12 protein-coding genes are annotated in these 13557 nt (G+C 43.9%); 8 read left to right on the top strand and 4 right to left on the bottom strand.

Going from position 1 to position 13557, the window contains the following annotated elements; translation table 11 throughout:
• Positions 1-3 precede the first annotated feature (3 nt).
• The 3 genes from murB to WFH18_RS00245 are packed head-to-tail and all read left to right on the top strand — an operon-like array spanning position 4 to position 3228.
• A complete protein-coding gene (murB, locus tag WFH18_RS00255) occupies positions 4-1044 on the top strand; it encodes a UDP-N-acetylmuramate dehydrogenase (protein ID WP_164543027.1) in 1041 nt (346 codons plus the stop codon).
• Position 1045: 1 nt separating this feature from the next.
• On the top strand, positions 1046-2185 hold the full coding sequence (locus WFH18_RS00250) for a YdcF family protein (protein ID WP_004278807.1): 1140 nt from the start codon (positions 1046-1048) through the stop codon (positions 2183-2185).
• A complete protein-coding gene (locus WFH18_RS00245) occupies positions 2185-3228 on the top strand; it encodes an alpha/beta hydrolase (RefSeq protein ID WP_004278806.1) in 1044 nt (347 codons plus the stop codon). The genes WFH18_RS00250 and WFH18_RS00245 overlap by 1 nt, the downstream gene beginning before the upstream one ends.
• Positions 3229-3296: 68 nt before the next feature.
• On the opposite strand, the gene WFH18_RS00240 is transcribed toward WFH18_RS00245, so the two are convergent.
• Positions 3297-4967: an FMN-binding glutamate synthase family protein gene (locus WFH18_RS00240; protein ID WP_004278804.1), complete on the bottom strand. Its 1671-nt coding sequence runs from the start codon at positions 4965-4967 to the stop codon at positions 3297-3299.
• Between the two features lie 501 nt (positions 4968-5468).
• A complete protein-coding gene (locus WFH18_RS00235) occupies positions 5469-6476 on the bottom strand; it encodes a helix-turn-helix transcriptional regulator (protein WP_004278803.1) in 1008 nt (335 codons plus the stop codon).
• Between the two features lie 240 nt (positions 6477-6716).
• Between WFH18_RS00235 and WFH18_RS00230 the strand changes: the two genes are divergently transcribed.
• From WFH18_RS00230 to WFH18_RS00210, 5 genes are all read left to right on the top strand, one after another.
• Entirely contained in the window at positions 6717-8276 is a 1560-nt protein-coding gene (locus WFH18_RS00230; protein WP_004278802.1) for a circularly permuted type 2 ATP-grasp protein, read from the top strand.
• 22 nt (positions 8277-8298) lie between these two features.
• Positions 8299-8901, top strand: a complete 603-nt coding sequence (locus WFH18_RS00225; RefSeq protein ID WP_004278801.1) for an alpha-E domain-containing protein — start codon at positions 8299-8301, stop codon at positions 8899-8901.
• Positions 8898-9677, top strand: a complete 780-nt coding sequence (locus WFH18_RS00220; RefSeq protein WP_004278799.1) for a transglutaminase family protein — start codon at positions 8898-8900, stop codon at positions 9675-9677. Before WFH18_RS00225 ends, WFH18_RS00220 begins: the two co-directional genes overlap by 4 nt.
• 13 nt (positions 9678-9690) lie before the next feature.
• Entirely contained in the window at positions 9691-10425 is a 735-nt protein-coding gene (locus WFH18_RS00215) for a proteasome-type protease (RefSeq protein WP_004278798.1), read from the top strand.
• Positions 10426-10506: 81 nt separating this feature from the next.
• The gene (locus WFH18_RS00210; RefSeq protein ID WP_004278796.1) at positions 10507-10938 is read left to right on the top strand and encodes a BLUF domain-containing protein; all 432 of its coding nucleotides are present in this window, start codon (positions 10507-10509) and stop codon (positions 10936-10938) included.
• 47 nt (positions 10939-10985) lie between these two features.
• On the opposite strand, the gene alr is transcribed toward WFH18_RS00210, so the two are convergent.
• Positions 10986-12056: an alanine racemase gene (gene alr, locus WFH18_RS00205; protein WP_004278795.1), complete on the bottom strand. Its 1071-nt coding sequence runs from the start codon at positions 12054-12056 to the stop codon at positions 10986-10988.
• A 49-nt stretch (positions 12057-12105) separates the two neighbouring features.
• Positions 12106-13548, bottom strand: coding sequence for a replicative DNA helicase (gene dnaB, locus WFH18_RS00200; protein WP_004278794.1), 1443 nt, complete (start codon positions 13546-13548; stop codon positions 12106-12108).
• Positions 13549-13557: the final 9 nt, after the last annotated feature.

Raw genomic sequence — 13557 nt, 5'->3', positions numbered from 1 at the left:
GCGATGCAGATTCAAACCCAGGTTCAACTTAAACCTTTTAATACCTTAAATTTAGAAGCAGTTGCTTCGCACTATGCTCAGATTCAATCCACCGCTGATCTGCTAACTGCACTGGATTTTGCGGAACAGCAGCAACTCAATTTGCTGATCCTGTCAGGCGGCAGTAATATGTTGTTGCCGGAGCAGATTGATGCGCTAGTTCTGCATATGGATATTCAAGGCATTGAAATGCTGGATGCTGATGATCAGTCGCAACGTTTACGTGTAGGCGGCGGACAAGGCTGGCATGACTTCGTGCTCTGGACTACAGCACAAGGTCTGTATGGTTTACAAAATTTGGCCCTGATTCCTGGACGTGTCGGTGCTTCGCCAGTACAGAATATTGGCGCTTATGGCGTCGAAGTTGGCGAGTTTATCGATTTAGTTGAGGTCTATGACCGTCAGTTGAAACAGTTTGCTTCGATTGGCGCAGCAGATTGCCAATTTGCCTATCGGCATAGTATTTTTAAAGATGATCCTAATCGTTATGTGATTACCCATGTGATTTTTAGATTACTTAAACAGCCAGATTTGAAACTGAATTATGGTGATCTGAAGACTGCGGTCGGTGATCAGCTCACAGCAGAAAACTTGCAGCAACAGGTCATCCAGATTCGCCAGAGTAAATTGCCTGATCCACAAGAATTTCCCAACGTGGGCAGCTTCTTTAAAAATCCGGTGGTTGATCAGGCGGTCTTTGACCAAATTGCTGTATCTTTCCCGAATTTACCCCATTACCAGCAAACGAATGCTCAAGTTAAACTGGCAGCAGGCTGGTTGATTGATCAGGCGGGCTGGAAGGGTAAACAGTTGGGGCCTGTCGGCATGTTTCATAAACAGGCGCTGGTGTTGGTGAATTATGGTCAGGCCTCTCTCACCGATGTCCGTAAAACGTATCGTGCAGTACAACAGTCAGTTTGGGAAAAATTTAGTCTAATGCTGGAGCCTGAACCTGTATTGTTCGATAAAAATGGCTTGATCCGTTCTCATCAGGAAGAGGAATAACATGAAAAACACCCATTGGATGGTACGTTTGCTACAAATTGTCACTGGACTGTTTGTGCTATGCGGCTGTCTACTGGTGTTGGTTTATACGCCTTTTTACTCAAAAATGATCGTCAAGGGCTTAAACCAGTTTGTCTCCTTAGAGCTAAATGAAGTCGCGGCTCAAAGCCAGAAAATGGCTGCACTCAGCGAACATGAAAATCTGGAACCTGGCTCTGATTTATGGATTGCCCGTCAGGCGTATTTAAAGGTCATGGAACAGGATATCCAGCAAAATAACTCGGCCAACCTGATGCTGATTCAGGCACGTTATAAAGCACTGCAGCAGGTGATTGAAGAATATCAACGCGAACAGCAAGATCAAAAAGCAGAGCAAAGTCCACCTGCTCAGGTGCCCTTATTGTCCTCTCAGGAAGAAGCAGAACCAGCCGATCCGACAGCCAATGTCCGGGAATTGCTGGAGTGGGACAGTAGTGAAAATAAGGAACGCATTGAGCAATATATGGAGTTTTTGACGACGCATCCACTTGAGCAGGGTGAAGCCAGTTCGGTACAGGAAACCGATGGAGAGGAAATCCAGCAGGACTTGGCTTTACTACAAGAGCAACAGCAGGCTAAACCGGCGAATAGCTCCCAACCTTATGCCATTGTGGTATTGGGTGGTGGCTTAACCCTAGATGACCAAGGCAAAGAGATCATCGTCAATAACTATACGCGACTACGTCTGGAAACTACGCTGGCAGTAGAGAAACATTATCAGTTGCCGATTGTTCTGAGTGGGGTCGAAGCGCCGTATATGCAGCGCTGGTTAAAAAATCATGGTGTCGATGCCAAATTACTGGAAGATCGCAGCATGAACACCTGTGAAAATACCCGTTTCAGTTCATTATTATTACAAAAGAAAGGTGGAGCGCCTACAGTGATTCTGATTACGGATCGTTATCATATGCCGCGTACCCGCCGTTTATTTGCGTTAAATGGCATACAAACCATTCCGGTAGAAGCGCCGATGCCAACGCCATTGACACGATGGCGTCCAAGTGCACAAAATTATGATCACAGTCGTCGTGCCAATTATGAAATGTTGGCGACCATGCGCGATATGTGGTTTGGATCCAGTGACTGTCGGGAGGTGCCATAATGTCTGATATCCCATTTTTAAATCCCACCATTCTGAAACAGCTGGATTTACCCATTCCGAGTCGGGATGTTACGCCTCAACTCTTGCCACCTTTAAACCTGAATCGTAGTGATGAACCGCCGATTGATCTGCAGTCCTATCGAAAGCTTTATGGTTTTGATTTACTGGACTGCAAACACTGGCAGGGCTATGTACAGATGCCATTATTCAAGTTGCATGTACAGGTGTTTGAACCGAATCTGGAAAATACCCGCTTTGACAAGATTCAGGGAACTGCTTTTCTGTTGCATGGTTATCTGGAACATAGCGGCATTTATCAGCCGATTGTCAAAGAGCTTTTAGAACAGGGTTTTAGTGTGTTGACCTATGATCTGCCTGGACATGGTCTGAGTGATGGTTCACCTGCCAGCATTCAGAATTTTGATCATTATCAGCAGGTTTTGCATGCCGTACATCGTTATGTGCAACATGCCTCACAATTACCGAAACCTTGGGTTGGCATCGGGCAGAGTACCGGCGGTGCGATCTGGATGCACCATTTACTGGAATTTGCAGAACGTCGTGAAAATCCTTTTGTTGAGCGGGTCTTGCTATTATCACCATTGATTCGTCCCGCCAAAACTGCCTGGTGGCATAATTCGGTCGGATTGGGCATTATTAGCCGAATCAAACGTGAAGTTCCCCGGCATTTCAGACGCAATAATCATAATCCGGAGTTTCTGCGTTTTATCCGGCTTAAAGATCCATTACAACCACGAATGATGGGCATGGACTGGATTTTAGCGATGTCACGCTGGATGCTGGAAATGGAAGCGCGTCCGGCTTGTCGTATTCCAGTCTGGCTAGCACAGGGTGCACAGGATCAGACTGTGGACTGGCGTTATAATATCGAATTTATCCGACGTAAATTCAGACTCCAGACTTTGCTTATGCTAGAAGAGGGTTCGCATCAGTTAATCAATGAGCGTGCTGATATTCGTGCTGCATTGACGGGTTTGATTCCTGCCTTTCTGCATGCACACGGCAGCAAAACTTATTATTAATAGATTGAAAATTTAATATTTAAAAAGGCGTTTATGAAAACGCCTTTTTTAGTTCTAATGCTATTGATTTAAAATTTTTCTAATTGGGCCAAATTCCACATCCGGAAGTAGAAGTTCTCCTCATCCTTATTTTCACAGGACAATAATTCACCTTCTTTGAGCCAAAAATGAATCTGCGCAAAGTTCTTTATTTCGTGATTATTCACGCGTTGTGCCAGATGATGCGCCTTAATAGCGGAAGGGTGTTTGAGACCTGCGGAAGCTATTAATTCAGACAGGGCATGTAAGGTGTTTTTATGAAAATGAAACACCCGTTCGGCCTTGGTCGGCACATGTAAGGCTTTCTGGCGATCTTTGTCTTGGGTGGTGACTCCGACAGGGCATTGATTGGTATGACAACTTTGTGCCTGAATACAGCCCACTGCAAACATAAAACCACGGGCAGAGTTCACCCAATCCGCACCAATGGCAAGCGTGCTGGCAATATCGAATGCACTAATTATTTTACCACTTGCACCAATTTTGATCTTATCTCTCAAACCTGCACCAACCAGGGTATTGTGTACAAACAGCAAACCTTCTCTTAATGGGGCACCAACATAGTCAATTAATTCAATGGGTGCAGCTCCCGTTCCACCTTCAGAGCCATCAACCACAATAAAATCTGGGTAAATCTGGGTATGTAACATAGCTTTGACCATGCTCATAAACTGCCACGGCTGGCCCAGACATAGCTTAAATCCGACCGGTTTTCCGTTGGAAAGTTCACGTAATTTTTGTATGAAATGCATCATTTCAATCGGTGTGCTAAATGCCGGATGACTCGAAGGTGAAACACAATCATGATCACGGCTGATGCCTCGAATTTGGGCAATTTCTTCCGAAATTTTACTTTTAGGTAAAATACCGCCGTGGCCAGGTTTTGCGCCTTGCGAAAGCTTGATTTCAATCATCTTCACTTGGGGTAATTTGGCTTGTGCAGCAAAACGTTCCGGATCAAATTGCCCATCTAAAGTACGGCAGCCAAAATAACCACTGCCAATTTCCCAGACCAGATCACCGCCATATTCCAGATGGTAGGGGCTGATACTGCCTTCGCCTGTATCATGGAAAAAATCACCTTTTTTAGCGCCGAGATTAAGGGCTCTTATTGCATTGGCACTCATGCTGCCAAAGCTCATGGCTGAAATATTTAAAATAGAAGCTGAAAAGGGCTGGGTACATTGCTCATTTCCAATCAGGATGCGAAAAGTCTGCGGATCGGCAACTTTGCAGGGCGTGATGGAATGACTAACAAAACGGTAATTATCTTCATAGACATTCAGGATCGAGCCGAAAGGTTTATCAGAATTTTCATTTTTTGCCCGCTGATACACCAGACTGCGCTGCATACGGGAAAAAGGCAGTGCGTCCCGGTCGGCTTCAATAAAATACTGACGAATCTCGGGACGGAATTCCTCAAAGATAAAGCGGAAATGTCCCATAATGGGATAATTTTTCAGAATGGAATGCTTATTTTGTAGTACATCATACAAACCCAGCAAACTCAGCAGAATGCTCAGGATCCATAGGGTATTCACTAACGTTTGCGGCATAAAATAATAGATATAACGCGGTGAATAACCGATATGAAATGTAGTAAAAATCACTGCAATCAGAATGCAGGCAAACCAGACCGAATGGCGGGAAAAGAAAGTATTGAGCAGCTTGTGACGTACTAATTGAGCAGGGTTAGCCATTGTAAAATTAAGTCCCTATTTCTACTTCTATAGGGCTTTATGATGTGCAGAGCGAGGTATCTTATACAAGCAGAGAATTGTTATTCGATTTTATAAACTTGCCGAAAATGCTATTAAGCCAGACAATGAATCGGCAGCGATTACAGATAAATTTTACGGAAAAAGTTCTATAGAAAAAATCTGCAAAAGACATGCATTCTATTTATTTCACAAGTAAGGCGGATGACTTTATAGTCGGTTTATTCACTACATAGGAGTCTTAAACCATGACCAAAAAATCCATTCGCTTTAATGATGCTGAGCTGGCTTGCTCATGTCTCAGTCATTTTTAAATATTGATGTTTCATTCAAGCTGCATTTCGGGGTGTCAAAGAAAAGCAGATTGGCACAGCGGCAGATCACCACAACAAGAATAAAAATATAAGCATAATTCTCCAGTCCCCAATTTGGGGATTTTTTTATTCTGGAATACCTAAAAGAATCTGGATGAAGCCTGTGTAGTTAAGGGTTTTCCTCATCCAGTTGAGCGACTGCATTGGCCACAATACTCGGTTCAATATGTTTAATCTTTTTACCAAAGCTACGCAGCCACCAGACCAGTTGAGAGGTAAATGGCACGGTAGCAGTGATCAGCGACATGCCATCTTCCATTTTTTCAATTTTCTGGTCTTTACTGAGCTGGCTTTCCTCAAAGTAATGCGCATCCGACTCTGACATGCTGAGTTTAAGCGTGACATTTTCGGTGGGATGGTTGAAGTCCACCCGGAAGCCCAGTGCACCAGAATCAATATAATCATCAATATCGAAATTGACCGGATGCAAGGCACGTGAATTCAGCACGACGGCCGATTTAAAGCGGTGCAGTGCAAAGGTCTGGATATCCGATTTGTCATGACGGGTACACACCAGATAAATGATTGACCCTTTTTGTACCAATGCCAGAGGATTGAGAATATAGGTTTTTTCTTCGCTGTTATGACCACGGCCCTGATACACACATTCCAGTTGTTTGTCCTGTAACAGGCCTTCATACACCGCTTGCTGCGCGGCCTTATCTACCACAGGTGGAATCAGCGGTTGGGTGGCCGGAACAATGCGTACGCGGTTAATCCATTGCCGGACATTGTTCTGGGAAGAAAGACTGCGTCGTGCCAGATCAAACCACGGATTCATTTCCTCGATCAGGCTCGGTGGCAGCAGATGTTTTAAATGTTCTTCGACCATCATGAAAGTGACCGCTTGCGAGCTGGTCATATGCGGCAAACTTTGCAGCGGCGCATCTGAACGCCAACGCCAGCCTTGCGGCGTGGTTTTACTGCTTTCAATTGGAAAGCGTTGCGCAATCTGATTCAGGTCACGCTGAATGGTACGTAGACTGATATCAATGCCTTCGCGATTCAGGATTTCCTGTAATTCACGTGTTCCCATCCATTTGCCGGTAGAAAGACGCGACAAAATTTGCCATTGGCGATACAGACTGTTTGAAGTTTCTTTTTCTTGTGCTGACATAATTTATTTTGCTGGCAATAAAGAAGAGGGGATTTAGGCTTAGCTTAACACAATAAAAAAACTCTCATTTTTTCGCAAGTCCCTCTGTGCAACATTTGTCCTACAATTCTAAAACAACTTGGTCGAAAATAGCATTGAGTTCATTGGGCATTTATTAGATTAATGGTAATTGAAATGCAGATGTCATGGCATGGATATTGCTTTGATTTAATTATAATAGATGATAATACGAGGGTTTGTATGCTTAAAGGAAATCGGGATACAAATGTGATTGAAACAATTGATAAATTTAGTTCCCAGAATATTGGAAAAAATTTTATAGACACTAAAACTACAGCGGTATCTACTACAACAAACCCACAACTTTTACTGCAGCAGTTATCTTCAAAGTTCTTTAATGAAATGCAGGATGAACATGTGCTGTCCAGTCAGGCAGGTCAAAGACTGGAAGAATGGTTATCTCAACATACGCTGGATGAACTCAATGCACTGAATCAGGTAGCAAAAGAACATTTTTTAAATCATGGTATTACCTTTACCGTTTATGGCGATGAAGAAGGCGTAGAACGCACTATTCCCTACGATATCATTCCGCGAGTCATAGACCGGAAACAGTGGAATATGGTGGCTTTAGGCTCGGCACAACGAGTACGGGCGCTAAATTTATTCTTACATGATATTTATCATCAACAGGACATTTTAAAAGCCAATATCATTCCTGAGTTGCAGATTTTAACTCATGAAGCCTATCAGCCGCATATGTATCAACATAGCTTGAAAGGCGGGATTTATAGCCAGATTAGCGGGATCGATGTGATCCGTGATTCCAAGGGCGAGTTTTATGTCTTAGAAGATAATCTCAGAACGCCATCTGGCGTGTCTTATATGCTGGAATGCCGCAAGATCAGTGAAAAACTGATGCCGAAAGTATTCGAGCAGTCCAAGATTGCCGGAATCGAGCAATATCCACAATTATTAAAAGAAATCCTGATCGAAAATGCTTATGTCGATAAGCCATTTGTGGTGGTACTGACCCCAGGACGTTTTAATAGTGCTTACTATGAACATTCTTTCCTTGCAAGAGAGATGGATGTGCCATTAGTAACATCACGTGACCTTTTTGTTGATGACTCGAAGGTTTATGTAAAAACCATACGTGGTCGCCAACGAGTCGATGTTATTTATAGACGGGTCGATGATGCGTTTCTTGATCCTTTATGCTTTAAACCGGATAGCACTTTGGGTGTCGCTGGCTTGATGTCAGCTTATTTGCAAAATAATGTTGTGATTGCCAATGCACCGGGAACCGGTGTGGCAGATGACAAATCGGTTTATCCATATGTCGACAAAATGATTCGTTTTTATTTGGGCGAGCAGTCAATTCTAAAAAATGTTCCGACTTATCAATGTCGTAATTCTGAAGAATTAGACTATGTCGTGGCTCATCTGGATCAGCTGGTGGTGAAAGAAGCGCAGGGTTCGGGCGGTTATGGCATGCTCATTGGACCACAAGCGTCTAAACAGCAAATTGAAACTTTCAGGGAGAAAATTTTAGCTGCGCCGCATTTATATATTGCGCAGCCAACTTTGGACTTATCGGTTAGTCCGACTTTGACCAATTTTGGTATTGCTGAACGTCATATCGACTTACGCCCATTTGTATTAAGTTCGCCTTATCGTACTGAAATCGTACAGGGTGGCTTGACACGCGTGGCGATGCAGCCCGGTTCACTGGTGGTGAATTCATCACAAGGTGGCGGTATCAAAGATACCTGGGTAGTCGACAATTTACATTCATAAGATTCCAAAGAAGGAAAATGTCATGGTTTTGCTGAATAGCAATGCACAACATATTTTTTGGTTAGGGCGTTATTTATCTCGCACTCATTTTTTATGTGCGCGCTTTCCATTTTTAGAAGACGAAGCGGCAGTAGCGTATGCCCATGCTTTCTGTTTGCCTGCCTTTGATGCCAGTTCCCTAAATGAGCTGGTACTTGATCCTACGCAAGTGGCGTCTTTTAGCCAGCAGTTTAAAGTAGCTAAAGACAATATTCAGGAATTACGCGGGGTGCTGTCTGCTTCAGGCTATGCGGAACTGATGAAATTGATCAAAACCGCAGACAAAAATGCTGGTTATATCTGTGAAGTGGTGACGGAATGTGAAGATATTCTGGAAGCCGAATCTTCCGATATTTTTCTGTTTTTTAGTCTAGGGCAATGTGTCGAACAGCTCGATCATCAGTTACGTCTGGGTGAAGAAACCAGTACTACACTCTGCAAGATTGATTATGTGGTCAGAATTTTGGTAGAGATGGGCTGGAATGATCTGGAACAGTACTGGGAGCAGTTGCGTACAGAACCGAACCGGATTCAGTTTTACCAGTTTAGCGACCATATTCATCAACTGTTTGAGGCAGATGTATGAAATTGATGGTGAATCACCAAACGCATTATATGTACACGGCCGAGGTGAGGAACAGTATTCAGTACATTAAAATGATGCCTTCGAGCAATGCGCATCAGCGGGTGCATTCCTGGGATATTAGTGTGCCGGGTAATAAAGAAATCCGGAAAGATGCATTTCATAATCTGTGGATGACCTGTAGCCAGCGGGAGCCTTATTATTCCCTGACTATCATGGCGCAAGGGATTGTTGAACTGAATCCTGCGCATCAGAGTGGACTGAATGATTCAATCAATCCCAATCTTTTTCTACAGCCGACCGAATCGACACAATGTAATGCAGCAATGAAAGACTTTGCACAACGTCATGTTCCTGCATTAACCCGTCAGCATTTGATTGGACTGGCACAGGCCTTGCTGGAGCATGTGCCTTATATTTCCAACAGTACTTCAGTGCAAGGCTCTGCAATAGATGCCTTTGAGTCCAGACAGGGCGTCTGTCAGGACCATAGTCATATTTTTATTGCCATGTGCAAATATCTAGGTTTGCCTGCACGCTATGTTTCTGGTTATTTATATGCACAAAATGCTTCGCATCTGGCCAGTCACGCTTGGGCAGAGGTGTTTGTAGACCAGACATGGTATTGTTTTGATGTCAGTAATCTGTTGTTTACTCCAAGTTCGCATGTTTATGTGGCGATTGGACGGGATTATTGGGATGTGGCGCCGGTACGCGGTGTCAGAGAAAAGGGCGGTGTGGAATCCATGCATTCCATCGTTCAAGTGCTAGGATGTTAATAAGGACGAATGAATGACGTATTGTTGTGCACTACGTTTAGAGCAAGGTATGCTTTTTATCAGTGATACCCGGACCAATGCCGGAGTAGATCACATTTCTGTATTTCGAAAGTTGTATACCTTTGGTATTCCTGGTGAACGTATGATCGTCATACAGGCATCCGGAAATCTGGCAACCACACAAGCCGTGATTGGGCATATCAAAAATCAGCTCGAACTGAAGCAGGAACCCAATATCTTGAGTCTGCACACCATGTTTGATGTCGCTGAGCTGGTGGGTAGTATGCTGAAAAAAGTGATTGCCAATGTTACGAGCGATATTTCGGAACAAAGTAATTATTATTGCAATCTGCTGGTCGGGGGGCAACTTAAAGATCAGGATATGCAGCTTTATCATGTTTATCCGCAAGGGAACTTTATCTGTGCCACACGCGATACGCCGTATTTCCAGATTGGCGAAAGTAAATATGGCAAGCCAATCTTGGATCGTGCGCTGACTTATGATATGCCGCTGGATGAAGCTTTGCGCTGTTCCCTGATTTCATTTGCATCGACCCTACGTTCCAATGTATCGGTCGGCATGCCCCTCGATGTGCTGGTCTATAAAAAAGACAGTCTGATCATGCCAAGAGGCAAGCGTATTGCCGAAGATGATGAGTATTTCACGTCAATCAGCCGGCAATGGTCAGAGACCTTAAAAAAAGGACTGGCAGAACTTCCTGTTCCCTCTAATGAGTATTTCTTATAAAAACCTATCGTGATTCAGGCTTTTCGCGTACAGTATTAACTTCTATGCAGTCCAGCATAATAAAAATAGAGAAGTTAGCGCATGTACCAATTTTGTTACGCCAGTAAAAGTACTTCTCCCAAAACTGATTTGCTTGAAGATTTAGCGAATATTTTGAAAGAAGCCCGTGATTTTAATTACCAGCATCAAGTGACAGGTGTACTTTATTTCGCAGATGGTCATTTTTTTCAATGTCTGGAAGGTGAATGTCCCACTTTAAAAAGTCTGCTGGTGGAGCGACTGAATAAAGATCCTCGCCATCAGGACATTAAACTATTTGAAACCAAGGAAATTGAATATCCAAGTTTCCCGGACTGGTCCATGAAATATATTTCCAAACGTAGTCAGATCCAACAATTCTGTCGGGAAATGGGATTTGATGACTTTAATCCTTTTGCCTTTCAGCAAACTCATGTCGATGCCTTATTAATGCAATTATGCATAGAGCAGGGCGAGGAACAAAAGTCAGCCTAAAGAAAAAGCCCAACATAGATTGGGCTTTTTTAACTCTTAAGATTAGATCAAACTACTTTGCGTAGTGGACGATTGCTCAGTCGGCATAATAGTTCATAACCAATCGTGCCATTCGCTTCTGCAACATCGTCAATCAGACGGGTTTTACCCCAAAGTTCAACTTCTGTGCCCAATTGCACATCTAATCCTGTGACATCAATAGCGATCATATCCATCGCTACGCGGCCAATCACGCGAGTTTGCTGACCATTGATTGCGACATAGTTCTGTTTAGGGAAAGCGCGAGGATAACCGTCACCATAGCCAATTGAAACAATGGCCAAAGTCATGTTTTGGTCTGCGGTGAACGTCGAACCATAACCGACATGCTCACCTGCTTGAATCTCATTCAAGGCAATAATCTCGGCAGTAAAGGTCATGACCGGTTTCAAATCCAGGTCATGTACATCACGGTCTGCAAAAGGCGTCGCGCCGTAGAGCATGATCCCGGGACGGACATAGTCAAAATGCAATTCTGGATATTTATAGATTGCAGCCGAGTTACAGCAAGAGGCTAAAATTGGAGCGCAGTCATTTTTAATTTCCAGGAATTGACGGATTTGTTCATCATTCAGTGGATGCTCGGCATCGGCATTGGCAAAATGCATGGCTAGCACGCAACTAAAGCCTTCAGCTTTTAGCGTATGAATTACATCTTTGATCACATCAATCTTAAAACCTAATCGGTTCATGCCGCTGTTCAGTTTGACCCAGACTTTAAGATCTTTGGCGATATAGGTCTCTTTATGAGCCAGTAACCAGTCGAGTTGGGCCTGATGATGTACCACAACTTCAATATTCTGTTCGATTACGATTGGCATCTCATCTGCAGAAAAAACACCTTCGATGAGCGTGATCGGCTGTAGATAGCCCAATTCACGAATTTCCAGGGCTTCTTGCAGGCAGGCGACACCAAAGGCATCGGTTTCGCTTAAGGCTGCTAAGCAGTCTTTAACTCCGTGTCCATAAGCATTGGCCTTTACCATGCTGACTATTTTCGCGGTTGGGGCAAGTTGTTTGACACGGTTTAAATTATATTGCAGCGCAGCGCTGTCAATATAAACTGTAGCTTGACGCACCCTAAATTACTCCTAGAGGGACGATGGAAATGTGATGACGAGAGTCTGATTACTCTTCATCATCATACTGAGCATAGAACTCAGGTGAGAGATTACTAAAGCGGGTATATTGACCTTCGAATGCCAGACGTACGGTACCAATCGGGCCGTTACGCTGTTTGCCGATAATGATTTCGGCGGTGCCAGCTTCCTTGGATTCCTTGTTATAAACCTCATCACGGTAAATAAACATGATCAAGTCGGCATCCTGCTCGATCGCACCAGATTCACGCAAGTCGGACATCACCGGACGTTTGTTTGGACGGTTCTCCAGCGATCGGTTGAGCTGTGACAGGGCAATCACTGGACACTGCATTTCCTTCGCCAAGGCTTTTAAGCTTCGGGAAATTTCCGAGATCTCGCCAACACGGTTATCACCCATGCCAGGGACTTTCATCAGCTGCAGGTAATCGACCATGATGCAGCCCAGCTTTCCGCCATGCATTTTGGCAATACGACGCGCACGGGCACGTAATTCTGTCGGCGGCAGTGCAGAAGAATCATCGATATACAGATTTTTTTCTTGTAAATGCACAATGGTACTGGTGACTTTTGACCATTCATCACTGTCCATTTTACCAGAACGTAAATGTCCTTGATGCACGCGACCAAATGATGAAATCAAACGCATGGCGATCGAGTCGGCTGGCATCTCCATTGAATAGACCAGAGCAGGCAGGTTGTTATTGAATAAAACACTTTCGACCAGATTCATGGCAAAGGTGGTTTTACCCATGGATGGACGCGCTGCGACAATAATCAGGTCACCGGATTGCATGCCGGAAGTTTTGTTATCCAGTTCCACAAAACCAGTAGTTAAACCGGTAATGCTACCTTCCATTTGTGACAGTTCATTTAATTTATCAAATACGTCCGCAACCACCGAGTTGATCGGCTTAGGGCCTTGCGCTTTGGCATTGTTATTATGCTGTTCGGCAATCGAGAAAATATTGGTCTCAGCCAGATCCAGAATTTCACTGACGGTACGGCCTTTGGTGTCATAGGCATTTTGTAAAATTTCAGAGCTGACTTTAATCATGCTGCGCAGGGTAGCAAACTCTTTAATTTTCCCAGCATAAGTTTCCAGGTTATAGAAACTTGAGGGTGAGTCTGCCATCAGCTGCATCAAATACTCTTCGCCACCAATTGCGTCGAGCAAGTTTTGTTTAATGAGCCAGTCATGCACCAGAACCGCATCATAAGGCGAGTTTTCTTTAGAGAGTTGCTCAATGGCACGGAAGATATATTTATGTCGGGTGGCATAGAAATCATTTTCGGTCAGCACATCACCGACCTGCTCAAAAGATTCAGCCACAGTCATAAGGGCAGCAAGTACAGCCTGTTCAATTGCTAAATTGTGGGGTGGAGTACGGAACTCCTTGAGATTGCTATTTTCAGTAACAATTTCTGGTTTAGCAGTAGCTACCTTTTTGCTGGCATTCGCCTGTGACATATAAATCCC

Source organism: Acinetobacter sp. USHLN143 (assembly GCF_037145695.1).
Classification (GTDB): Bacteria; Pseudomonadota; Gammaproteobacteria; order Pseudomonadales; family Moraxellaceae; genus Acinetobacter; species Acinetobacter fasciculus.
Note: the sequence above shows the minus strand (reverse complement) of the source record. Positions and strands in the feature narration are given on the sequence as shown.

Coding starts and splice junctions, on each gene's coding strand:
- dnaB (WP_004278794.1), bottom strand. CDS start 13,548: ATGTCACAGGCGAATGCCAGCAAAAAGGTAGCTACTGCTAAACCAGAA.
- murB (WP_164543027.1), top strand. CDS start 4: ATGCAGATTCAAACCCAGGTTCAACTTAAACCTTTTAATACCTTAAAT.
- WFH18_RS00235 (WP_004278803.1), bottom strand. CDS start 6,476: ATGTCAGCACAAGAAAAAGAAACTTCAAACAGTCTGTATCGCCAATGG.
- WFH18_RS00215 (WP_004278798.1), top strand. CDS start 9,691: ATGACGTATTGTTGTGCACTACGTTTAGAGCAAGGTATGCTTTTTATC.
- WFH18_RS00210 (WP_004278796.1), top strand. CDS start 10,507: ATGTACCAATTTTGTTACGCCAGTAAAAGTACTTCTCCCAAAACTGAT.
- WFH18_RS00240 (WP_004278804.1), bottom strand. CDS start 4,967: ATGGCTAACCCTGCTCAATTAGTACGTCACAAGCTGCTCAATACTTTC.
- WFH18_RS00220 (WP_004278799.1), top strand. CDS start 8,898: ATGAAATTGATGGTGAATCACCAAACGCATTATATGTACACGGCCGAG.
- WFH18_RS00230 (WP_004278802.1), top strand. CDS start 6,717: ATGCTTAAAGGAAATCGGGATACAAATGTGATTGAAACAATTGATAAA.
- WFH18_RS00250 (WP_004278807.1), top strand. CDS start 1,046: ATGAAAAACACCCATTGGATGGTACGTTTGCTACAAATTGTCACTGGA.
- WFH18_RS00245 (WP_004278806.1), top strand. CDS start 2,185: ATGTCTGATATCCCATTTTTAAATCCCACCATTCTGAAACAGCTGGAT.
- WFH18_RS00225 (WP_004278801.1), top strand. CDS start 8,299: ATGGTTTTGCTGAATAGCAATGCACAACATATTTTTTGGTTAGGGCGT.